The sequence below is a fragment of the Pseudodesulfovibrio piezophilus C1TLV30 genome (genome assembly GCF_000341895.1).
GTDB lineage: Bacteria > Desulfobacterota > Desulfovibrionia > Desulfovibrionales > Desulfovibrionaceae > Pseudodesulfovibrio > Pseudodesulfovibrio piezophilus.
Map to the genome: position 1 here is coordinate 365,546 of NC_020409.1, position 20,976 is coordinate 386,521.

The window sequence follows — 20,976 nt, forward strand, 5'->3', positions numbered from 1 at the left end:
TGTTAAGCTTCATCCCTATTATCGATAATGCGCTTGGCTTTCCCCAAAGAGCGTTCGATACTTTTGGGCTCCACCAATTTGACCTTGGCTGTGACGCCAAGAAATTCTTTGATATTTTTCATTACCTTTGATTCCACACGCTGTAAACTCTTGATCTCGTCAGAGAACATTGCTTCATTGACTTCGACCTGGACTTCCAAAGTGTCAAGGTTGCCTTGTCGTCCCACCAGCAGTTGGTAGTGAGGAGTCAGTCCTTCTGTCTCAATGAGAATCGATTCAATTTGAGATGGAAAAACATTGACACCACGGATGATTAGCATGTCATCGGAACGTCCGGTAACGCGTTTCATTCTGGTAGTGCTTCTTCCGCATTTGCATGGAATTGTATTTAAAGTAGTCAGGTCGCGGGTTCGGTAGCGAATGAGGGGGATACCTTCCTTGGTCAGTGTAGTGAATACCAATTCACCTTCTTCTCCGGGGGCAACGGTTTCTCCTGATTCAGGGTCAATGGTTTCGGCCAAAAAGTGATCTTCCTGAATATGGAGTCCATCTTGTGCTTCCCAACATTCGATAGCTACTCCCGGTCCCATGATTTCTGAAAGCCCATAGATATCTATGGCTGTGATGCCAAGTCGTTTTTCTATCTGAAGACGCATTTCGTCTGTCCAGGGCTCTGCTCCAAAAATACCAATGCGCAACGGTAACTTTTTGATGTCAATTCCCATTTCTTCGCCAGTTTCTGCCAAGAAGAGCGCATATGAAGGAGTGCAGCAGATGACATCGGGTTCAAAATCCTTGAGCAACATAACTTGTCGGCGAGTTGCTCCGCCAGAGACGGGGATAACTGTGGCACCAAGAGCTTCAACCCCATAATGCGCCCCTAATCCGCCGGTAAAAAGGCCATACCCATAAGCGTTGTGAACAGCATCTGCCGCCGAAGCGCCGGATGCGACGAAAGAACGAGCCATAAGTTCGCCCCAATTGGTTATATCACGCTTTGTATATCCTACAACTGTGGCTTTGCCTGTCGTGCCGGACGATGAGTGAATGCGGACGATCTGGTCTTTCGGGACAGCGAAGAGGCCAAAGGGGTATTGATCTCGGAGGTCTTGTTTATTCGTGAAGGGGAGCAGACTCAGGTCTTTCAAAGATTTAATGTCTGTCGGTTTGACCCCTTTTTCATCAAATTTCTTTCGGTAGAATGGAACATTGGCGTAGACCCGTTCGCAGAGGGCCTGGAGTCGTCTAAGTTGAAGTTTTTCCATTTCATCACGAGGCAGTGTTTCATTCTGTATATCGTAAATCATCCCCTAGTCCTCCTTTTTGACCTTCATCAATCACGCAATCGACAATAAAAAACCACGGTTCTGGAATCCCGTGGTTTGATTTGGCGCTCTAAGCCATTGCTGTTCCACGAGTTCCCTACTGGAAGCTCATAAAAAATGAACAGCTATAAAATAAAAAAAAATTCATAACCATAAGCTGCCTCATGTTTTTTGTTGCGTCAAGGGCTTTATCTCACTCCTTGAATTTAAAGGAGAAGAATTTATTCATACTAAATATGGAGTTGGAAAGATTTATTTTCGTAGTCAGTAGACTTTTCATCATAAAGAAGAGAAAATCAACATGATGAGTTGGTTATTGAGAAGAGACGTAAATCTGCATTGCAGGTGCAGGAAAAGTCCTTTACTACAGTGAAACTTGACGTAAGGAGGGTATATGAATTTCAAAGAATTGGTGGCAGCCAACAGAAGCCGCCGCCGCTTTGACCAGGCACAACTTCTCCGAAAGGAAGATCTAGTAGATTTGGTTGATACCGCTCGTTTGATGCCATCTGGTATGAACAAGCAACCATTGAAGTATCATGTTACAGTAGATCCAACTGAATGCTCCGAAATTTTTCCTCTTTTGGGATGGGCTGGTTATCTCAAGGATTGGCCCGGTCCAAATGAAGGAGAGCGTCCGACTGGATATATTGTTGTTCTGTTGGATAAAACCATTGCTGAAGATTCTCATTGCGATCAAGGTATTGCTTCTCAGACCATTATGTTGGGAGCGGTTGAAAAAGGATTGGGTGGATGTATTATCGCCACTATCAACCGTAAAAAGCTAGGATCTATATTAGGGCTTTCTGATAATTTGGAAATCTTGCTTGTACTTGCTCTTGGAGTTCCAATTGAAGAGGTCGTCGTTGATCCTCTTTCGTCAGAGGGAAATATCAAATATTGGCGTGATTCCGTAGGTAAACACCATGTTCCAAAACGAGAGCTTGCCGAATTGCTCGTTGAACGAAACGTCTCATAAGAGGCATAAACATCATAATTCCCGAGTAGGATAAATGAACAAACCGAAAAAATTTAGTGAAATATCAAGTCGTGAAAAAGCTCTTTTGGTCGCCAATTGGCTTGATGAGAAACAAGGCGAGAAAATTGTTGTCATGGATGTTGAAAAAATGAGCTCTGTGACAAATATGACTATTGTCGTTTCCGCGCGTGGAACGAAGCACGCCAAGGCTCTTGCCGATCATCTTCTGGATCAGGCGGCTAAAGACTCTGTAGAATTTTTAAGCATGGAGGGGCACCAGGCTGGAGAGTGGGTCCTGGTTGATCTGAATGATGTCCTTGTCCACATATTCCTCGATGAACTCCGGGATTTTTATAATCTTGAAGGGATGTGGGCTGAGGCTCCACGTGTGCCGTTGACTCTATAGGTGGGATAGTGATGTCTCAGCCTAAAAAAACGCTTTTGCTGATTCTGGATGGTTGGGGCGTGGCACCAGAAGGTGCCGGGAACTGTGTCAAGACTGCTGACACTCCTCATCTGGATAGCATCATGGCCCACTATCCGCACACCCTTTTGGCGTGCTCAGGACGTGCTGTCGGACTCCCTGACGGTTTTATGGGGAATTCCGAAGTAGGCCATATGAATATCGGTGGTGGACGGATCATTTACCAAGATATGACCCGTATCGATATGGCTATTGAGAAAGGCGATTTCAACGGAAATCCTGTTTTGTCCGACCTTATCGAGAAGACGAAAGCGGGGAGTGGACGGCTCCATCTTATGGGTCTTGTTTCGGATGGTGGTGTCCATAGTCATATCAAGCACCTCGACGCGTTGCTTAAGCTGGCAAAAAAAGAAGGGCTCACTGAAGTCTTTGTGCATGTTTTTCTCGATGGTCGTGATACTCCTCCAACCAGCGGACTTAAATACACCCGGCAACTGATGAGTATATTAACTCAACTTGAAGTTGGTTCTGTCGCAACGATAACAGGGCGTTATTGGGTCATGGATAGGGATCAACGGTACGAGCGCGTTGAAAAGGCCTATAAAGCCTTGGTGGAAGGGAAAGGGAATATTGTATCAGATCCATTATCAGGCATCAAAGCATCCTATGATGCCGGTGAGACTGATGAATTTTTCGAACCGAGTATTGTTGAAGGTGTCGATGGTCTACTGCGAGACGGTGATGGGCTGTTTTTCTTCAATTTTCGTGCAGATCGTGCACGAGAGATAAGCAGGTCTCTTTTTGATTCGGATTTTGAAGAATTCGAAAGGGGGGCAGTTCCCTCATTGGCCGAGTTTGCAACAATGACTCAGTATGAATCCTCTTTTCCGCTTCCTGTAGCCTTTGCACCGGAAAAATATGCAGAAACATTGGGTGAAGTCGTTTCTGGTAACGGATTGAAACAACTCCGTATAGCCGAGACCGAGAAATATGCCCATGTTACCTATTTTTTGAACTGCGGGCGAGAAGATCCATTCATCAAGGAAGATCGAATCATGATCCCTTCTCCTCGTGATGTTGCTACGTATGATAAAAAACCGTGCATGAGCGCGGTAAAAGTTACTGAGACCCTGATTGAAAAGTTGAGTCAGTATGATCTTTGTGTTTGCAATTTGGCCAATCTCGATATGGTCGGACATACAGGGCTTCTTGACGCGACCTGTCAGGCTTGCATGACTGTTGATGATTGTGTGGGGAAAATAGTCAAAGCTGTACTGGAGGAGGGAGGTCGTATCCTTTTAACGGCGGATCATGGCAATGCAGAGCAGATGATCGCCACAGATGGAACTCCTCATACCGCCCATTCTACAAATCCGGTTCCTCTGGTATTCATTGAAAATGGAGCTGAAGAGGTTCTGTTGAGTGAAGGTATTCTCGCTGATATTGCCCCAACAATACTTGGCTTGTTGGGGCTGGAAAGACCTTCAGCGATGACCGGGAAAAATTTAATCATTAAAAGGTAAGTATGTCTGGAAGTAAAAAACCACTGACTCCTGTCAAGCCCGCTGGAATGGAACTCATCTTTCTCTATCCGTGCCCTCATTGCAGTCGAGAGGTTCCACTCATTGCACCGTCTCGTCCTGCTATGGCACAATGTGACGCTTGTAGAGAGAACTTTCCAATTGTTCCCGTGGATGATCGAACTATTCGGTATATGAAAGTTATATTAGCTGGAGGTAAGGCTGGTATTGACCCGGATTTTCTTTGATTTAGGGAAAGTTGAGAAGGGCAGAAGTGGCATTTTAAAGGTTTAAAAAAAATCTAGAGTTTTTCAAGATGTCTGCTCAACATCTTAAATATACAGATTTTTTTTGTTTAAAATCAATCGACGGATAATTGGCTTTACTCTTGCTGGTACTCAGTCAGTTTTTTATATTTGATTAGAGGAAGACATTCGATGAAGCGACGTAAAGATGTGTACCACGCTGTATTTATGATTTTTTTGGTTACTGGGACAGGACTTCTTTCATTTGGTGGGGAAGCGATAGGGGCCGAATCGGAAGTCACAATTCTGTCATCAAAGGGCAATACCTTGGCTTGGAGTTTAACAGGAGGCACCCTTTTTTTTGCACTCTGTCTTATAGGGATACTTCTTGCTTATCGTGTAAGAAATACCAAGCGAGAAAGAGTACTGTCCATAATTTTTGATCACATTATTGCTCACAGGCCGGAAGATGCCGTCCAAGTTCTTCAGAGTAACGATTTTGTAAATAACTTTGTAAGTTTAAACCAAATTGTAAGCTATGTAAGTGGACTGGAACAAAAGCTCGAGGAGAGTGAAAGTCTAGCTTGTGATGCAGAAAACAAGGCGTGCTTTGCACTGGATCAAGCGATTCAAGCACGGGAATTGGGTGAAGTCGCGAGATGCCAAGGGTTACTTTCTGCCGCAGAGACCCTGGACCTCTCTGTTCAGGCAATACGGGACCAATCCGAACACCTTGGTATTGCTTCGGGTAAAGCTCAGGATGGCGCTTTTGATCAGCAGCGTTATATTTCAGAATCCGTTTCTGCCATGGAAGAGATGAATGCTTCTGTTGGCGAGTCTGCATCGAATGCAGAAGCAGCTGCTTCTGATGCGGAGAAAACAAAAGAATTCGCACAGAAAGGGGCATTGGTGGTGACAAGAACGTTGGATTCCATCAGTTCTGTTTCCGGCAATTCTCAATCCTTGGCTGGCCGGGTGGCTGACCTGGGTGCGCAGGCTGAAGGTGTTGGAAAGATCATGGGAGTCATTTCTGATATTGCGGACCAGACAAATCTTCTTGCTCTCAATGCGGCAATCGAAGCAGCACGAGCAGGTGAGGCAGGACGGGGCTTCGCTGTCGTTGCCGATGAAGTTCGCAAACTTGCGGAGAAGACAATGGAAGCAACAAAAGATGTCGGTGTTGCTATTCAAGGGATTCAGGAGCAGGTAGATATTACTATCGAGGGAGTCGAGAATATGACAGGCCTTGCTGATGAGGCTGCTGTTCTTGCTCATGAATCTGGCAATGCTCTTGAAGAAATTGTTGCCATTGCAGGGGCTAGTGCTGATCGAATTCGTTCAATTGCAGCAGCTGCAGCCCAGCAGTCCATTGCAAGCGAAGAAGTCACGAGAACCATTACCGAAGTGCATTCGATTTCTGCATCGACAGGTGAAGAGATGGAAAAGGCCTCTACGGCAGTTGTCGTTTTAGCGGAACGGGTCGAAGATCTCTCTACCATGACAGGCGTATTTAGATTGGTTGGAAATGGCAAGGTACAAGAAATTATAGGTGATCTGGCTTCTTCCTCTGATGTTCAATCACTTGAACGATCGAGGCAGGAAGTCGCCATGAGACGCGCTTTGAAGGCGAATGATTTCTTGGAATTGATGTATATTACAGACTCTCAAGGGACACAGACTGTGAGTAATCTTGGAGGGAAGGATATGAATTATTCCGAAGACCAATCAGCATATGGTTCACAGTGGGCATCCCGAGCTTGGTTTGTTGGTGCTGTTGAAAATAAAACATTTTATATTTCAGATGTGTATCTTTCGTCAGCTTCAGGTGAAAAATGCATTACAGTCTCATGCCCATTTCTTGATTCGGATGGCGCAGTAAAAGGTGTAATCGCGACAGATGTGCGTATTGCAATATAGGATTATTACCAGAAATGTCTTTGAGGCCGAAAAGGAATTCCTTTTCGGCTTTTTTTATTGCCTGGAACGACATTGCATTAAAATGGTGCCTATTATTATGAATATGAGTCCAACTATCGTCGTTGTCAAAATCTCCTCGCCAACGAGAAGATGAATAAAAAAGAGTGAGAGAAATGGAGAGAGGAATATAAGGTTTGCAATTCGAGCTGTTCCTCCGCCATTTGGTTGTGCTGCATATTTCATCGCTGTTAACCACAAAGCAAAGGTTATTCCCATTTCGAAGAAGCCGACGTAGGTCGCTCCAATCAGCCCCCATAGATTGGGAGAAGGGAGTTCTGAAAATATAAGCGTTGTTAAAAAAATGAAGGGTAATCCAAAAGCAAAATTGAGGAGAAGGATAAGGATTGGAGGGAGGGCGCTTGTGGTGTTGAAAATCCAGTAAAAAGCCCAAATGAGAGTGCTGGTTAATGCGAGTGATACTCCAAGAGGATTTGAGAATTTCAAGTTGAAAATTTCCCCATGTGTAGAAATGATTAACACACCAATATAACACGTGAATATCGCTCCGATATCCTTACCCGTCATTTTTTGTTTAAGGAGTGGGACTGAAAGAAGGGAAATCGTGATTGCCCACGTATAGTTAAGTGGTTGTGCTTCTTGTGCTGGAAGCAATTCATATGCTTTGAATAGAAGAATATAATATAAAAATGGATTGAGAAATCCAAGCAAAGCACACCGAACTAGGTCGGATCGTTTTATTCTTTTCAGTTCGTAAAGTTTGCCTTGAATTAATGATATAGTTATCAGCGCAAAGAGAGATGCCGTGCTTGCACAGAGTAAAAATTGCAGCGGGTCAAGGTAACGAAGTGATAGTTTGAAGGCAGAAGCGACAGTGGACCATAAGCCCACTGTCGCCAGGCCGTAGAGAAGAGCTTTGCGGGAGTTCGTCACAAAAATTAAAGAATGACGTGCTTTTGTATGTGAGAGACGACTTCATCCGGATCATCTGTGACAATGAACAGGTCGAGGTCCGTGCTTTCGGCAAAATGATTGACCACTAATTGTTCTTTGAACCAATCAACCAAGCCCCCCCAGAATTGAGTGCCGAAGAGGACTATCGGGAAAGGCTTGATTCGATGGGTCTGAATGAGTACGAGTGCCTCTGCGAGTTCATCAAGGGTGCCGAATCCACCAGGGAGAGCGACGTATGCCAGTGCATATTTTATAAACATGAGTTTTCTGATGAAAAAGTATCGAAAGTCACTGCGGATGTTAAGGTATGGATTGTTGTGCTGTTCCATTGGGAGGTGAATGTGCAGGCCTATCGATTCGCCGCCATTTTCAAAGGCTCCTTTGTTGCCAGCTTCCATGAGCCCTGGACCACCTCCTGTTATGACCGAAAAACCTGCTTGCGAGAGTTTTTTGGAGAGTTCAACCGTACTCGCATAAAGAGGCTCGTCAGGTTTGACTCGTGCTGAACCAAACATTGAAACTGCTGGACCAATTTCGGATAAATTTTCAAAACCATCGACAATTTCCGACATGATTTTGAAAAGGCGCCAGGATTCTTGTATCGAGAGGTCGTCGATGAGATATTGTTTTGAGCGGCGTTTCATGGGAACTCCTTGTTCTTTTGGTGATGTTAATCTCGGTATGGAGAAGTTGCCTGATCATCGTTAATAAGGCATGTATGCACAGTCGGCAGTGAATGTAAGCGTCTGCCGTCACATTATTATTACACCGATTTTTGTCCTTTCGAAAGAGTATTGTTGCATGTATTTCCACACCTCATAAAAGCGAGAAGATTCTTTATGAAAATAACCTTCATGGGTGCGGCCCGGACTGTTAGCGGATCTTGTTATATTATTGAATGTGGGGGTAAACGATTTGCTCTCGATTGTGGATTGCATCAAGGAAACAAGGAAATAGAGAAGAGAAATCGGAATTTTGATGCATATGGTGCTAAAAATCTCGATTTTATACTGATTACTCACGCCCATATTGATCATAGTGGCCTCTTGCCAGCCCTGGTCGCCAAAGGGTTTAAGAATCCGATTTATTGTACAGCTCCAACGAGGGATTTGTTAGAAATAATGCTCCTCGATAGTGCTCATATTCAAGAAATGGAAGCTGAATGGGCGAACCGCAAGCGAATGAGAACAGGAGTTCAACCGGTACGCAGTTTGTACAGTATTGTAGATGCTGAAGGGACAATCCCTTTATTGGCCTCTGTTGAATATGACAAAACGTTTGAACCGGCACCAGGTATAAAAGTGACCTACAAAAATGCCGGACATATTTTGGGGTCGGCATTTATTGAGATTGAATACGAACAGGATGGTAAAAGAACCAAAGCCGTTTTCTCGGGGGATTTGGGACGTCCTGAGCAGTTGATTGTCGAAGACCCGGTTGGTGTCGAGACTGCTGATTATGTTTTTCTCGAATCTACCTATGGTAATCGTAATCATCCCAACGAAGAACATAATCTAGACGAACTGGCGGCCGCCATTGACTATAGTTATGCCAATGGCGAAAAGGTTGTCATCCCGGCCTTTGCTGTCGAAAGGTCGCAACAGATTATCTATTCACTTTTTCTGCTCAAGAAGCAGGGGCGTCTTCCTGCTGACATGCCTGTTTATCTTGATAGTCCTCTTGCTATTCGCGCGACGGAAATATTCAGGAAACATCCGGAATTTTATGATGAGCAGACTCAGGAATTTATTCGGCGAGGGGAACACCCTCTGGATCTCCCGAATTTACATTTTACCCAAACTCGGGATCAGTCCCAGGCTATTAATGAGAGTGACGGGCCTGCAATTGTCATCTCGGCGAGTGGAATGGCCAATGCCGGGCGTATTAAACATCATCTGCGGCATAATCTATGGAAGCCCGGAGCCAGTGTTATTTTCGTCGGATGGCAGGGAGTCGGAACTCCTGGGCGGAAGATTCTCAACGGAGCCAAAAAAATCAGGTTATTCGGAGAAGAGGTCGCTATTAATGCAAAAATCTTTACGATTAACGGCTTTTCCGGTCATGCTGGGCAGGATGATTTGATGAGTTGGTTGGGGGCCATGCGCGGGAAGCCGGTCAAGGTCATTCTTGTGCATGGGGAGGCTGAGGTTCAAAAAGAATTTGCAAACTTGATATCAGAAAAATTTGGTTTTGAAGTTCATATACCTGAATATATGGAAGAATTAGAGCTTGAACCAGGGCAGGAACTCGAACCTGTTGTTGATATGGATATTGCTCAACCCAGAGTGGATTGGGAATACATCCTCCGAGATTCTCAATCTCTGTATGCAGAATTGAAATCGCGAGTTCAAGATGTTGAAAATCGTCCCTGGGTTGACCAGGTTGAATTGAGAGACAAGTTGCTGGACGTCAACCGCGATATTCTCGCGCTAATTTCAGAGATGTAAATGCGAATCGTTGGTGGACGGTATAAAGGGCGAAGAATTAAGACCTGCGAAGGTCCCGGTTATCGCCCTGCAACGATGAAAGTTCGGGAATCGATTTTTTCTATGTTGTCGGCAAGGGGTGTTGATTTTTCCACTGCTCGTGTCATTGACATGTTTGCGGGAAGTGGAAGTTTGGGAATGGAGTGTTTGAGCAGAGGAGTACCTTCTGCCTGGTTTGTTGAAAAGAGCCATAAAGCCGCAGGTTTAATTAGGAAAAATTTACTTGACCTTGGTATTGAAAAGAAGCGGGCCAAGGTCATGAGCAAGGACCTTTTCGCTGTTCTTTCCAAACAGCCGGAGCTCCCATTTGATCTGGTATTTATTGATCCGCCTTATGGGCGAGATCTGTTGGTCCCTGCCTTGGAGAAAGCGTTGGAAAAGTCATGGATTGCTGACGGAGCGTTTGTCCTTGCAGAAGTGGAAACATCAGTACTGCCTTCCGCAGATGGGCGTATTGCGGATATGGAACTTCTAACCGATCGTGAATACGGTCAAACCAGGATTCTATTATGGCGGAATTAAATCCAAAGATAGCCGTTTACCCCGGCACTTTCGACCCATTGACTATGGGGCATGTCAGTTTGATTAGGCGTGGACTCACAATTTTTGACACAGTTGTCCTTGCTATTGCCGAAAGTACCCCCAAAAAAACACTCTTTTCTGTAGAGGAACGAGTGGCGATGGCTCACGATGTGTTTCAGGGAGAGTGTAATCTTGTTATTGAGCCATTCAACAGTTTGCTTATTGACTATGTGGCAAGTAAAGGCGCGGGGGTCATCATGCGCGGTCTTCGAGCGGTCTCTGATTTCGAATATGAGTTTCAGATGGCTTTGATGAATCGAAAATTAGCGCAGAAAATTGAAACAGTCTTCATGATGACTGATTTTCAGTGGATGTACTTGAGTTCGACGATCGTCAAGGAGGTTGCCAAATATGGTGGTGATGTCTGTGGATTGGTTCCAGAGCAAGTCATTGATCCGCTCCAAGTTCGCTACGGTGTTCAATTTGGTTGTGCGGAGGGCAAGTAAGCTCCCATGAAACAAATTCCTTCAGTCGTTTGCCTGCTTGGTCCAACTGGTACAGGGAAAACGGCAGCAGCCATTACGCTATCCCGCCAGGTTCCGGTGAGTGTCATTAATTTTGATTCTCGCCAAGTCTATGCTGACTTCCCTCTTATTACGGCACAGCCCAATGAGGAAGAGCAGAGCATGTGCCCTCATCTTTTATATGGTTTCTTACCAACAGAGACGAAGATGACAGCGGCCCGGTTCGTTACGTTGGCAATGGAAAAGATCAATGAGGTGTGGAAAGCAGGACGACTGCCGGTTTTAGTCGGAGGGACTGGGATGTATTTACGCTCTCTTTTACAGGGAATTGCGCCAATACCTCCCATCCCTGAGGAAATTCGCACAGCAGTCTTGGCTCGAGTGCAATCAGAGGGGCCGCAAAAACTCCATGAAGAATTGCTGGCTACCGATCCTGACTATGCTGCGAAAATTCATCCGAACGATGCACAGAGAAATAGCCGGGCGGCTGAAGTCTTTCTTGCTACCGGAAAGAATATGACATGGTGGCATACCAATAGCGAACATATTCCTGCTCCATGCAAGGCTTTGAAAATAGGTATTGATATATCCCTCAAAGAGTTGGAACCGCATCTTGCGGCTCGAATCGATTCCATGCTTGAACTTGGGGCTCTTCAAGAGGCCCAAGTTGCTCTGGCCGCATGTCCGGACCCACGAGCTCCGGGGTGGACCGGAATAGGGTGTGCTGAATTATTGGCGTATCTGCAAAAGGAAATATCACTTGAAACTGCCCAGCTTGAATGGATCAAGCATACTCGAGCTTACGCCAAGCGGCAGATAACCTGGTTTAAAAAAGAGACTGACATCAACTGGTTTTCCCTTGGCGAAGGGGAAGCTGTTGCTGAGTTTGCTTTGCAATGGCTTGATAAGAGTGGAGTTAACTTTCGGCGATAAATGTCAGATGTGCTGGAGAGAGGTGCCAATTCAGGCTTGCGAGTCTTGTGCCTGTTCCCATTAAAAGTTGTATAAGACCGCCATTTTCTATTACTATTTTGAGATGCTCAGATCCTGTTAAAAGGGTTGAAACAAGTCTTGTCAATGAGGGCTGATGGCCTGTAATCAATATCGAATCCAGGCCTTCGTACTCTTGAATAAAATCCAGAGTGGACTGAGGAGCGGCCATTGGTGTTACTGTGTCACTCAATTCAATGCGCTTCAAAGGATAGTTCGTCCCCTGGGCCATGATTTCGGCTGTTTGGAATGAACGAGGTTTGTGACTGGCAATTATCAGTTCAAAGTTAAGTCCAAGCCTTTGTGCCGCTTTTGCCGATTTTTCAATTTGTTCTCGGCCAACAGGACTGAGAGGTTGAGTAGGATCAAGCTCTTTGGGCAGGCAGGCTCCGTGTTGCATTAAATGAATTAACATAGTGTGCTCCGTAATAATATACTTTCAGAAGAATAACATTGTCTTTTTCTGGCAGCAAGAGCCGCTAGGCGTGGCTTGCGGAAAAAGCACAAGCGCGATACATCCCAATCAGTTTTGAAAATTCGAATCGACCACTTGTCACCTTCAAGGATATATCAATACACATGTCTTTGCGTATACTCCTCTTGAGTACCTCTTTATTGTTGGCCTTTCCTGTTTGGGCATACTCGTCTCAGGGGTATGTTCAAAGATTGAGCCAGAACGCGACCATTTCCTGGGACAATGGGGAGCTCCTCGTTGTGAAGGGAATACAAGGTTCTGAAGACGAAGAAAAGGCCGCTTTGACGTCGCTTTCGGTTCGTAAGGCTGTTATTTCGGCACGGAAACAAATGCTCGACATGATACTCTCGGTTCGTGTTGACTCTCGACAGACTGTTTCGGCGTATCTGTCAGAAGAGAATGAACTGGCAGAGCGTGTGAGAGGCCTTGTCCAGAATTCCCCCATTGAACGCCCCTCTGTGTTTAACGAAAATGGTGAAGTGCGTGTTTTTGAAATCTTACGTGGAAAACTCGCAGAGCTTATTTTGCCGACAACTATTCCGTTCCAAAGCGGCATTCCTCCAAAAATGGCAACCTCTTTTGAGCAAGATCTTTCTTTTCAGGAAACAGTCCCTGAACCTGTCGGGACCGGAATATCGAGATATACCGGGGTGATTATTGATGCTCGTGGTCTCAAAGTCACTCCCGCGTTAACACCGGTCATTTTTGGACAAGACGGTGTCGGCGTTTATGGGGCTTTCATGGTGAGCAGGGCTGATGCGATCAACAAAGGTGTTGTCAGTTATGTTACAACTCCCAATCCCGTAGTCCTTGAGAAACGTGTCGGTACAAATCCCTTGCTGGTTCCAGCTCTGAGCGTCTATGGATCGTGGCGGACAGATCTTGTGATAGCCTCTCCAATGGCGCGTTTAATCAAAACTATATTGCGCTCGCCCGGTGTTCTTGAGAATTGCCGTGTCGTGGTTGTTTTGGATAGCATCGAGGGGTTGAATGTTGAAGAGGGCGTTTATTCAAGTGATTTGCCTTTAGAGGATCAATAGAAATGTTGAAGATCAGATATTGTTTTTTCATTTTTGCTTTTCTTTTTTGTTTTCAAAGTGGTGCTGCGATGGCTCGAGAGGTGCAGGTTTTTTTGCCTATACAAGAAGATGTCTCCCCAATGGAACTTCGCCAGCAAGCCCTGACTCAAGGTTTTGCTGAAGCTGTTTTAATGGAAGCCCGTGTCATGTTGCCAGCAGAATTGGATGAATCTCGTAGTGATCTTTTCAAAGAGTACCTTTTAACCCGAGTTGAACCGTATATCCAGGGCTATAAAGTGGTTTCATCCCAATCGACAGAAGATGGTGTTATTCTTGATCTTGATGTCAGGATTAATAAAAAACCGTTGCGTGAGGGGCTTAAAAATATGGGGTTGTTTTCAACTGTCATGGCCCCACTGGTCGCGAATGTCGAATGGGCTGCTGACATATCAGAGGAAAATCTCGTTAAATTGCGCGGATTAATGACGCTGACAGGCATTCGAAACACTCAAGGAGTTTTGCCTTCCTTAAAAATAGAAAACGGTCCTGAAGGTACTTTTAAAGGATCTCTTTTTTCGGAGAAGAAAGAATGGGCTTATATTAATAAGGATTTGTCGGTAGTATGGTTTAATCTTTGGGGCAAATATTTTCATCAATCACAGCAAAGCCAGCCCTTAAGAGCGACAAGAAAATTATCCGTTGCAGGCTGGTTCTCTCCGGACGCAGCTTTGGAATTCGACAGGGTTCTCAAGGGCTGGGATTCTGCTGTTCAGGATGTCTCATTGGCAGAATTGAACTTGCAACCCTCCGGGGTTGGTGGGACCTGGGAACTGAGACTCCTTGATGATCAGCGTCTGGAAATGTTGCTTCAGGCGTATTTACCCCAACGGGGTGTGACCTATCAGTTGTCGGGGGATTAGAAGAGGAGGGGAGGAGTGGCTCAAGACGACATATGGACAATTCCCAACATTCTTACCCTAAGCCGGATTCTTTTGACTCCGGTTTTCGTCATGGCGTATACGAGTGAAAATTTTAATTTGGCGTGGATTCTTTTTGCTATAGCGGGATTAACTGATGCTCTAGATGGTTTTTTGGCCCGTATTTGGAATCAACGGACACAGCTCGGTGCCATGCTGGATCCACTGGCGGACAAAGCCCTCTTGGTGACATCTTTTGTTTGCCTTGCCCTCAAGCTTTGGCTGCCAACTTGGTTGGCTGTCCTGGTAGTCAGTCGTGATGTCATCATCATTGGTGGGTTATTTGCCCTGAATCTCTGGGGTGTTGATGTAAAAAATCGTATCCAACCAATCTGGGTTAGTAAGCTGACGACTGTTGTCCAAATATTTTTGATCATTTATGTGATGATTACTCGAACGTTTTCTCTAGAGTTTCCTTTCATACTCAACATAATGGTATGGGTGACAGCCTTTTTGACGATTTGGTCTGGAGGCGCTTATTTAAAGAGAGGATTCGCTTTATTCGAGGAAGTGAATGGAGATTAAAATAAAGCCCGATTGTTGCAACAATCGGGCTTTATTTTAATCAGTGTCGTCTGACATTTGACTAATTTTCCTTTTTATCCTCATTTTTGGGAGTCACATCAATCTCTTCAGGCTCGCTGGAAGCCCGTTTGAAATTGCTGATGGCCTGTCCAATGCCGCCGCCTATTTCAGGCAACTTTTTGGCACCGAAGATGACCAGCACGATAACGAGGATAATCAACAGTTCCCATACTCCAAATCCGCCGATCATATAGAGCCTCCAATAGTAAAAATCTCTGAATTTCGAATGATGAGGTCATACACCTGCGCACAGTTAAGGTCAAGATAATGGACCTTTTTGTCTGATAAAAAAGCGAAGTTTAAAAGCGTTGCTTCAACCTTTACAATTACACCATGGGGCTTTACATCTTGTAAGCGAAACAAGCTGTTGCAATCATCATTCTTGGACGAGAAGGTGAACTGAAGGTGGCGAAATGGCAGAGATCAAACAATTGCCCGGTACTGGGTGCCTACATCATGAAACAGCACGATGTTTCTATCAAGAGCATTTGAACCCAGGGTATTATACCCGGTGGCGATGTCGGGTTCTCGTTCATTGGGGTGATGCCTATGATGATTTTCTCGATAGAGTCGGTGCATTCAAAGTCGATGACTCATCGGTTCCCGATTTGTGGGAGCGGCAATTCCAACGGTTGGCACGCGATGTTTTTCATTGTCTTGACTATACTCATGCCCCCAATAATGACATCCCTCATTGTGTTTATGTTGTTGATGGACTTTGTCTATTGAGCTTGCCAAAGTGCACGGGAAGATGTCGCCATTTCCGCCTTGATCGGAGTCGCCAGTCCATTTGAATCGATTTAAGGAGACGTACTATGCTGTTAGCCTTTCCACATATGCATTCGGAATTTCTTCCCACTGAGCTTGTAGGGAAAGTCTCGACCTTTGACCCCGGGATGGTGGAGCAGGATGTTGAAGGAGGTTTTCGTCCTGGAAATTTACCTCTTGATTCCAAGACTGCTCACACTTTGATTGACGACTGTATTCGGTTTGGCGAACAGTTCAAAGACCCGAGTGAAATGGCATATTTTGGCGTTATGTCCACAGAAGAGTTTTACGAAGGATCCTCTCTGTCCATACGTGCGCAGTTGACTCGTCAGTTTGATGACGGGAAGGGGACGAAAGCCGCAAGGGAAGAAAAAGAGGCTTTTTCAAAGGCTCAGTTTATTCTGTTGTTGGCCTGGTTTTTTGAGGAGCGAATGATTGAACTGAAAAAACTCGAAAGAGGTATCAAGGATTCATGGAAGTCCCTTGATACCACTTTAGGGATGGAAGATGAGGATCGTGTCAACGGTCGTGTGCTTGAATTGAGCGCAACAGAAAGCCACACGGGCGGGCAATTGGATGAGCAGAGAGTTCGTCTTCCATGGCACCGGATTATTGAAGCGCTTCCTCTTTTCTTGCCAGCAGAAGCTATTCTTTTTTGTACTGAGCAGGAAATTTATGCTCACTGGAGGGAATTGGAAATAGATTTCAGTCCCGCACCAAAAGGCATGGAGTTACCAGAGGGGGCTCAAATAGCTTCACAGCCTGTCTGGAGGTTTGCCGGTCGACGTAAGCAGCCGAGCACCCCCTCTCTTTTGTCAGAAGTGACTGTCGCCATAATGGAATAACCTCGGAGATGATCTATGGCGTTGGCCAATCCACTTATGAATGTCAAGCTCCTTGAAGGGCTTAAATGTGTTATATTTGATTGTGATGGGGTTCTTATAGATTCATTACAGGCGAATATTCACTATTATGGAAATATAAAAGAACAATTGGGACTTCCTCCTCTCACTGCTTCAGAAATAAAACATGTTCACATGTTTACGCATAGGGATGCCATCAAACACATCGTTCCTGATGAGCTTTTCGAACAGGCTTGGGAAGTGGTGCGGAATTTTGATTCCAGCAGCTTGACGCAATACATGACGCGATCTGAAGGGGTTCGTGAGTTCCTGTGCTGGTTGCGGGACACAGGATTTAAACTTGCCGTCAATACCAGCCGGGCAGATTCGATGGACTTTATCTTGAAGCTTATGGATCTGGAGGGTTTTTTCTTTCCGGTCATGACTTCCGGGAAATTGGTTTCACCGAAACCTCATCCTGAAGGAATGTTCAAAATTTTGAGAGAGCTGGACATGCAGCCTGAAGAAGTTGCGTATATAGGTGATTCCTTGGTCGATGAAAAAGCTGGGCGTGCATCGGGAGTCCGATTCTGGGCATATAGGAATCAATCTTTGTCCGCTCAGGTTCATATTGAGAGCTTTTGGGATATCAAGGCCGCAATGCAGCGTTGTTATAAGGGATTTGCTCCAAGATTTTAAAACTTGCTTCTTGCAATTTGGTGTGCGAAATTACTCACATTGATACTATTGCAGTGGACTGAAAAATTCACTTATTCTGGAGGTTTCATGGACTTGATTGTCCGCGCTATCGCAACTATTCTTGGTATTGTTCTCAACGCATATTTCTGGATTGTTATCATCTCTGCGTTGCTTTCCTGGGTAAACCCTGACCCATATAATCCTATTGTTCGTTTTTTACGTGGGGTAACGGAACCTGTATTTTACAAAATTCGTAGTGTTGTCCCGTTTGTCGTTGTTGGAGGTTTCGACCTGTCTCCAATCATCGTTATCTTGGCTATCAAGGTGTGCGAGATTGTTGTTGTCGGTAATCTTATGCGCTTAGCCTACTCTTTTGGCTCAGGCTCTCCAATGCTGTGACAGATTCTTTGAGGGACTTCCTTAAGGGGGCCGAAATGACCGTTTCTAAAATTGATCTCCTCAACAAACAGTTTTCTCGTAGGATGTTTGGGTATTCTCGCATTGAGGTTGACCAGTTCATGCTGGAATTGGCTGAAGTGCTTGGAAATGCTGCAGATAGGCGTAAGAATCTTAAACGGAAGATTCGTCAGCTTGAACACTCTGTAAAGGAGTATCGGCAACGCGACGAGACCTTGCGTGATACTTTGGTGAGCACCCAAAAGATGGTTGATGACTTAAAGGTATCAGCAAGTAAGGAAGCGCAATTGATCATGGATGAGGCGCGGGCAAAGGCCGATGCAACTGTGCAGAAAGGGCATAATCGGCTGGCGCAAATTCATGAAGAGATAGAGGCTTTGAAAAGGCAGAGAAGTCGCTTTGAGATAGAATTAAAAGGACTGCTTAAGTCGCATTTGGAAATGGTGGAATTGAGCGAACCGGGAAGAGACCAAGTCGAAGAGTTGGAGTCCAAGTTGAAATACTTAAAAAAAGTTGACTAAAGTCTTTGGCGTGTTTTCAAATGGAATTGTCAGTAAAAGTAATAAGATTTATTTTTTCGCTTCGGAGCAAATTCCTCTTGCTGTGGGGAAAGCAGAAGGTGTTGAAGAACAGCTATGCCGGCTGTAGGCAATAGAGGGATAGGGAACTCAGGAGCTTTGAGTAATCGATTATTGAACCGGAATTGGATGGGATTGTCCGGTTCGTCAAATCAAAGCGAAAATTGGTTATCAATAATGCGGGAGTGGTTGATTTCAGTGCCTTTCTGACTTTGATCAAACGCAACAACCAGTAACAAAGGAGCGGTACATGGAAGCCAATGACATTGAACTCATTGTGAAGCATGAGGGAGAAGACGCCGAATTGAAGGCTCTATGGGATCAGCACATTGTATACGAAAAATTGTTAGATAAGATTGAGTCGAAATCCTATCATTCCCCTACGGAAATTCAGGAAATGAAAGAACTCAAGAAGAAAAAGTTGGCAGGTAAGACTCAGTTACAGACCCTGCTTGACAAATATAGAGGAGAGGAGGCTTAAGATGAAATTGACCGGGGCCCAGATGCTACTCAAGTGTCTGGAAGAGGAAGGAGTTGATGTCATGTTCGGATTCCCGGGTGGAGCCGTCATAGACATCTATGATGAGATACCCAATTCATCCGTTGAGCATATTCTAGTGCGCCATGAACAAGGTGCTATCCATGCTGCGGATGGATATGCCCGGGCTACAGGCCAGGTCGGGGTATGCCTAGTCACCTCCGGCCCCGGTGCCACCAATACTGTAACCGGCATTGCTACGGCATATGCTGATTCCATTCCGGTGGTCATCTTTACAGGACAGGTCCCACGTCCTCTAATCGGTAATGATGCTTTTCAGGAAGTTGATATTGTCGGTATCACCAGGCCGTGTACAAAGCATAATTATCTGGTTCAGGATATTGAAGAACTTGCCGCGACGGTCAAGCAGGCCTTTTATCTCGCCCGCTCTGGCCGTCCCGGCCCTGTCCTTGTTGACGTACCTAAAGACGTGCAGAGTCAGATCGCGGAATTTCACTATCCAGAAAAAGTGGAGATGCGCAGCTATAATCCGACGAGTAAGCCTCATGTTGGGCAAGTCCGCAAGGTTGTCAAACTGCTGAAGAATGCAAAGAGGCCGTTGATTTATTCAGGTGGGGGAGTTGTCACTTCCGGAAGTCACGAAGAATTGACATGGCTGGCAAAAGAGCTGCACATTCCAGTGACTTCTACTCTGATGGGTTTGGGAGCATTTCCTGGTAATGACGATATGTTTCTGGGAATGCTTGGTATGCATGGAACGTATGCAGCGAATATGGCGGTGAACAATTGTGATCTACTTTTGGCTGTGGGGGCTCGATTTGATGACCGAGTAACCGGCAAGGTTGATACCTTTGCTCCCAAGGCAACGATTGTTCATATTGATATTGACCCAACATCAATTCAAAAAAATGTCTCGGTCCATGTTCCTCTTGTCGCTGATTGTAAGTCAGCATTGTCTGCACTGAAAAAAGAGACTCGGGCAACTCAGGATGAGTTTGATTGGGCTGCGGATCACAAGGAGTGGGTTGATCAAGTACTTGCATGGAGTGCGCAGCACCCTCTGACTTATGCGGATGATGCTGAATCCATCAAACCGCAATATGTCGTTGAGAAAATCTACGAGATAACTCAGGGCGATGCTATTATCGCCACAGAGGTCGGGCAAAATCAGATGTGGGCTGCTCAGTTTTTCAAGTATACAAAGCCCAATACTTTGCTGACATCTGGCGGGCTCGGAACCATGGGGTACGGTTTTCCCGCAGCCATGGGGGCGCAAAGGGCTTTCCCTGATAAGCTTGTGATCGACATCGCTGGAGATGGATCTATACAGATGTGTATTCAGGAAATGATGACGGTGGTCTGTAATAAGCTTCCCGTTAAGATCGTCATTCTCAATAATGGTTACCTTGGAATGGTTCGTCAATGGCAGGAGCTGTTCTATGACAAAAATTATTGTGAGACCTGCATGGATGCTCAACCTGATTTTGTTAAACTTGCAGAGGCCTATGGAGCTGCTGGTTATCGTGTAACTGAGAAAAATGCCGTAGAATCCACGCTTCGTGAAGCTTTTGCAATTGATAAGCCTGTCATTGTCGATATACGGGTTGCTCGGGAAGAAAATGTCTACCCAATGGTCCCGGCTGGTGCCTCGTTGACCGAGATGTTGCTGGTGTAGGGAGAATGATGATGAATAAACATACACTTTCTGTCGTAGTTGAAAATGAACCGGGTGTGTTATCTAGAGTTGCTGGGCTTTTTAGTGGCCGCGGCTTTAATATCTATTCCTTAAATGTCGCCCCCACTCTTGAAAAAGGTGTTTCACTCATGACAATCGTTGCTGAAGGTGACGATGGCATAATTGAACAGATCGTTAAACAACTACGCAAGTTAGTTCCTACCATAAAAGTCAAGGATCTCACGGAACTTCAATCTGTTGAGCGGGAGATGGTTCTGCTCAAGGTTAATGCCGAAGATTCGAAACGAGCTGAAATTCTCCGTATTGTTGACATCTTCAGGTGTAAGGTTGTAGATGTCAGCCCCGATGAGGTGACTATTGAGGTCACTGGTGATCAGGGAAAAATCTCTGCGCTGGTGAATCTGCTCAGCCGTTTCGGAATCAAAGAGATCGCCCGCACCGGGAATGTTGCCATGCAGCGTTCCATGCAGATCGACCTATAATTCGCAATCAAGCGATTTACCGGGCCAAGGGAGAT

25 protein-coding genes are annotated in these 20,976 nt (G+C 45.3%); 20 read left to right on the top strand and 5 right to left on the bottom strand.

Annotated elements, in window-relative coordinates:
• Positions 1 to 2 precede the first annotated feature (2 nt).
• The gene (locus tag BN4_RS01805; protein WP_015413637.1) at positions 3 to 1,307 is read right to left on the bottom strand and encodes a phenylacetate--CoA ligase family protein; all 1,305 of its coding nucleotides are present in this window, start codon (positions 1,305 to 1,307) and stop codon (positions 3 to 5) included.
• A gap of 412 nt (positions 1,308 to 1,719) precedes the next feature.
• On the opposite strand from BN4_RS01805, the gene BN4_RS01810 reads away from it, so the two are divergent.
• From BN4_RS01810 to BN4_RS01825, 5 genes are all read left to right on the top strand, one after another.
• Positions 1,720 to 2,304: a nitroreductase family protein gene (locus BN4_RS01810; protein ID WP_015413638.1), complete on the top strand. Its 585-nt coding sequence runs from the start codon at positions 1,720 to 1,722 to the stop codon at positions 2,302 to 2,304.
• Positions 2,305 to 2,338: 34 nt separating this feature from the next.
• A complete protein-coding gene (gene rsfS / locus BN4_RS01815) occupies positions 2,339 to 2,710 on the top strand; it encodes a ribosome silencing factor (protein ID WP_015413639.1) in 372 nt (123 codons plus the stop codon).
• An 11-nt stretch (positions 2,711 to 2,721) separates the two neighbouring features.
• Positions 2,722 to 4,251: a 2,3-bisphosphoglycerate-independent phosphoglycerate mutase gene (gpmI, locus tag BN4_RS01820; protein ID WP_015413640.1), complete on the top strand. Its 1,530-nt coding sequence runs from the start codon at positions 2,722 to 2,724 to the stop codon at positions 4,249 to 4,251.
• A gap of 2 nt (positions 4,252 to 4,253) precedes the next feature.
• The gene (locus BN4_RS18020) at positions 4,254 to 4,496 is read left to right on the top strand and encodes a hypothetical protein (RefSeq protein ID WP_015413641.1); all 243 of its coding nucleotides are present in this window, start codon (positions 4,254 to 4,256) and stop codon (positions 4,494 to 4,496) included.
• Positions 4,497 to 4,685: 189 nt separating this feature from the next.
• On the top strand, positions 4,686 to 6,410 hold the full coding sequence (locus BN4_RS01825; protein ID WP_015413642.1) for a methyl-accepting chemotaxis protein: 1,725 nt from the start codon (positions 4,686 to 4,688) through the stop codon (positions 6,408 to 6,410).
• A 54-nt stretch (positions 6,411 to 6,464) separates the two neighbouring features.
• Here the strand turns inward: BN4_RS01825 and BN4_RS01830 are convergent, their stop codons facing one another.
• Both BN4_RS01830 and BN4_RS01835 read right to left on the bottom strand, forming a co-directional pair.
• Entirely contained in the window at positions 6,465 to 7,361 is an 897-nt protein-coding gene (locus BN4_RS01830; RefSeq protein ID WP_015413643.1) for a DMT family transporter, read from the bottom strand.
• A 5-nt stretch (positions 7,362 to 7,366) separates the two neighbouring features.
• Positions 7,367 to 8,026 carry an LOG family protein gene (locus BN4_RS01835; protein WP_015413644.1) on the bottom strand — a complete coding sequence of 220 codons (660 nt, stop codon included), beginning with the start codon at positions 8,024 to 8,026 and terminating at the stop codon, positions 7,367 to 7,369.
• A 195-nt stretch (positions 8,027 to 8,221) separates the two neighbouring features.
• Between BN4_RS01835 and BN4_RS01840 the strand changes: the two genes are divergently transcribed.
• From BN4_RS01840 to miaA, 4 genes are read left to right on the top strand one after another with little or no spacing between them, the layout of a single operon-like run.
• Positions 8,222 to 9,829, top strand: coding sequence for an MBL fold metallo-hydrolase RNA specificity domain-containing protein (locus BN4_RS01840; protein WP_015413645.1), 1,608 nt, complete (start codon positions 8,222 to 8,224; stop codon positions 9,827 to 9,829).
• The gene (gene rsmD, locus BN4_RS01845; RefSeq protein WP_015413646.1) at positions 9,830 to 10,390 is read left to right on the top strand and encodes a 16S rRNA (guanine(966)-N(2))-methyltransferase RsmD; all 561 of its coding nucleotides are present in this window, start codon (positions 9,830 to 9,832) and stop codon (positions 10,388 to 10,390) included.
• Entirely contained in the window at positions 10,378 to 10,896 is a 519-nt protein-coding gene (gene coaD / locus BN4_RS01850) for a pantetheine-phosphate adenylyltransferase (RefSeq protein ID WP_015413647.1), read from the top strand. The genes rsmD and coaD overlap by 13 nt, the downstream gene beginning before the upstream one ends.
• 6 nt (positions 10,897 to 10,902) lie before the next feature.
• Entirely contained in the window at positions 10,903 to 11,847 is a 945-nt protein-coding gene (miaA, locus tag BN4_RS01855; protein ID WP_015413648.1) for a tRNA (adenosine(37)-N6)-dimethylallyltransferase MiaA, read from the top strand.
• Here the strand turns inward: miaA and sixA are convergent.
• Positions 11,831 to 12,319 carry a phosphohistidine phosphatase SixA gene (gene sixA, locus BN4_RS01860; RefSeq protein WP_015413649.1) on the bottom strand — a complete coding sequence of 163 codons (489 nt, stop codon included), beginning with the start codon at positions 12,317 to 12,319 and terminating at the stop codon, positions 11,831 to 11,833. The genes miaA and sixA overlap by 17 nt on opposite strands.
• A 299-nt stretch (positions 12,320 to 12,618) precedes the next feature.
• On the opposite strand from sixA, the gene BN4_RS01865 reads away from it, so the two are divergent.
• The 3 genes from BN4_RS01865 to pgsA are packed head-to-tail and all read left to right on the top strand — an operon-like array spanning position 12,619 to position 14,900.
• A complete protein-coding gene (locus BN4_RS01865) occupies positions 12,619 to 13,419 on the top strand; it encodes a hypothetical protein (RefSeq protein WP_157871239.1) in 801 nt (266 codons plus the stop codon).
• A gap of 5 nt (positions 13,420 to 13,424) precedes the next feature.
• Positions 13,425 to 14,318, top strand: a complete 894-nt coding sequence (locus BN4_RS01870) for a hypothetical protein (RefSeq protein WP_162138608.1) — start codon at positions 13,425 to 13,427, stop codon at positions 14,316 to 14,318.
• A 15-nt stretch (positions 14,319 to 14,333) separates the two neighbouring features.
• Positions 14,334 to 14,900 carry a CDP-diacylglycerol--glycerol-3-phosphate 3-phosphatidyltransferase gene (pgsA, locus tag BN4_RS01875; RefSeq protein WP_015413652.1) on the top strand — a complete coding sequence of 189 codons (567 nt, stop codon included), beginning with the start codon at positions 14,334 to 14,336 and terminating at the stop codon, positions 14,898 to 14,900.
• A 61-nt stretch (positions 14,901 to 14,961) separates the two neighbouring features.
• Here pgsA and tatA read toward each other — a convergent pair whose 3' ends face one another.
• Positions 14,962 to 15,150: a twin-arginine translocase TatA/TatE family subunit gene (tatA, locus tag BN4_RS01880; protein ID WP_015413653.1), complete on the bottom strand. Its 189-nt coding sequence runs from the start codon at positions 15,148 to 15,150 to the stop codon at positions 14,962 to 14,964.
• Positions 15,151 to 15,373: 223 nt separating this feature from the next.
• On the opposite strand from tatA, the gene BN4_RS17430 reads away from it, so the two are divergent.
• From BN4_RS17430 to ilvN, 8 genes are all read left to right on the top strand, one after another.
• Positions 15,374 to 15,754 carry a hypothetical protein gene (locus BN4_RS17430; protein WP_015413655.1) on the top strand — a complete coding sequence of 127 codons (381 nt, stop codon included), beginning with the start codon at positions 15,374 to 15,376 and terminating at the stop codon, positions 15,752 to 15,754.
• 21 nt (positions 15,755 to 15,775) lie between these two features.
• Complete coding sequence (locus BN4_RS01885; RefSeq protein ID WP_015413656.1) at positions 15,776 to 16,573, top strand: hypothetical protein; 798 nt, start codon at positions 15,776 to 15,778, stop codon at positions 16,571 to 16,573.
• 15 nt (positions 16,574 to 16,588) lie between these two features.
• Complete coding sequence (locus BN4_RS01890; RefSeq protein ID WP_015413657.1) at positions 16,589 to 17,269, top strand: HAD family hydrolase; 681 nt, start codon at positions 16,589 to 16,591, stop codon at positions 17,267 to 17,269.
• 87 nt (positions 17,270 to 17,356) lie between these two features.
• Positions 17,357 to 17,668 carry a YggT family protein gene (locus tag BN4_RS01895; protein WP_015413658.1) on the top strand — a complete coding sequence of 104 codons (312 nt, stop codon included), beginning with the start codon at positions 17,357 to 17,359 and terminating at the stop codon, positions 17,666 to 17,668.
• 35 nt (positions 17,669 to 17,703) lie between these two features.
• Positions 17,704 to 18,207: a DivIVA domain-containing protein gene (locus tag BN4_RS01900; RefSeq protein ID WP_015413659.1), complete on the top strand. Its 504-nt coding sequence runs from the start codon at positions 17,704 to 17,706 to the stop codon at positions 18,205 to 18,207.
• Between the two features lie 307 nt (positions 18,208 to 18,514).
• Complete coding sequence (locus BN4_RS01905; protein WP_015413660.1) at positions 18,515 to 18,745, top strand: DUF465 domain-containing protein; 231 nt, start codon at positions 18,515 to 18,517, stop codon at positions 18,743 to 18,745.
• Between the two features lies 1 nt (position 18,746).
• Complete coding sequence (gene ilvB, locus BN4_RS01910; protein ID WP_015413661.1) at positions 18,747 to 20,438, top strand: biosynthetic-type acetolactate synthase large subunit; 1,692 nt, start codon at positions 18,747 to 18,749, stop codon at positions 20,436 to 20,438.
• Positions 20,439 to 20,449: 11 nt separating this feature from the next.
• Complete coding sequence (gene ilvN / locus BN4_RS01915; RefSeq protein ID WP_157871470.1) at positions 20,450 to 20,941, top strand: acetolactate synthase small subunit; 492 nt, start codon at positions 20,450 to 20,452, stop codon at positions 20,939 to 20,941.
• Positions 20,942 to 20,976: the final 35 nt, after the last annotated feature.

Bases quoted from the DNA above. Each gene is read 5' to 3' on its own strand.
- gpmI (WP_015413640.1), top strand. From the start codon at position 2,722: ATGTCTCAGCCTAAAAAAACGCTTTTGCTGATTCTGGATGGTTGGGGC.
- ilvN (WP_157871470.1), top strand. From the start codon at position 20,450: ATGAATAAACATACACTTTCTGTCGTAGTTGAAAATGAACCGGGTGTG.
- BN4_RS01840 (WP_015413645.1), top strand. From the start codon at position 8,222: ATGAAAATAACCTTCATGGGTGCGGCCCGGACTGTTAGCGGATCTTGT.
- miaA (WP_015413648.1), top strand. From the start codon at position 10,903: ATGAAACAAATTCCTTCAGTCGTTTGCCTGCTTGGTCCAACTGGTACA.
- BN4_RS01805 (WP_015413637.1), bottom strand. From the start codon at position 1,307: ATGATTTACGATATACAGAATGAAACACTGCCTCGTGATGAAATGGAA.
- BN4_RS01905 (WP_015413660.1), top strand. From the start codon at position 18,515: ATGGAAGCCAATGACATTGAACTCATTGTGAAGCATGAGGGAGAAGAC.
- BN4_RS18020 (WP_015413641.1), top strand. From the start codon at position 4,254: ATGTCTGGAAGTAAAAAACCACTGACTCCTGTCAAGCCCGCTGGAATG.
- BN4_RS01900 (WP_015413659.1), top strand. From the start codon at position 17,704: ATGACCGTTTCTAAAATTGATCTCCTCAACAAACAGTTTTCTCGTAGG.
- BN4_RS01890 (WP_015413657.1), top strand. From the start codon at position 16,589: ATGGCGTTGGCCAATCCACTTATGAATGTCAAGCTCCTTGAAGGGCTT.
- coaD (WP_015413647.1), top strand. From the start codon at position 10,378: ATGGCGGAATTAAATCCAAAGATAGCCGTTTACCCCGGCACTTTCGAC.
- BN4_RS01895 (WP_015413658.1), top strand. From the start codon at position 17,357: ATGGACTTGATTGTCCGCGCTATCGCAACTATTCTTGGTATTGTTCTC.
- BN4_RS01885 (WP_015413656.1), top strand. From the start codon at position 15,776: ATGCTGTTAGCCTTTCCACATATGCATTCGGAATTTCTTCCCACTGAG.
- BN4_RS01825 (WP_015413642.1), top strand. From the start codon at position 4,686: ATGAAGCGACGTAAAGATGTGTACCACGCTGTATTTATGATTTTTTTG.
- sixA (WP_015413649.1), bottom strand. From the start codon at position 12,319: ATGTTAATTCATTTAATGCAACACGGAGCCTGCCTGCCCAAAGAGCTT.
- ilvB (WP_015413661.1), top strand. From the start codon at position 18,747: ATGAAATTGACCGGGGCCCAGATGCTACTCAAGTGTCTGGAAGAGGAA.
- rsfS (WP_015413639.1), top strand. From the start codon at position 2,339: ATGAACAAACCGAAAAAATTTAGTGAAATATCAAGTCGTGAAAAAGCT.
- BN4_RS01810 (WP_015413638.1), top strand. From the start codon at position 1,720: ATGAATTTCAAAGAATTGGTGGCAGCCAACAGAAGCCGCCGCCGCTTT.
- tatA (WP_015413653.1), bottom strand. From the start codon at position 15,150: ATGATCGGCGGATTTGGAGTATGGGAACTGTTGATTATCCTCGTTATC.
- rsmD (WP_015413646.1), top strand. From the start codon at position 9,830: ATGCGAATCGTTGGTGGACGGTATAAAGGGCGAAGAATTAAGACCTGC.
- BN4_RS01835 (WP_015413644.1), bottom strand. From the start codon at position 8,026: ATGAAACGCCGCTCAAAACAATATCTCATCGACGACCTCTCGATACAA.
- BN4_RS17430 (WP_015413655.1), top strand. From the start codon at position 15,374: ATGGCAGAGATCAAACAATTGCCCGGTACTGGGTGCCTACATCATGAA.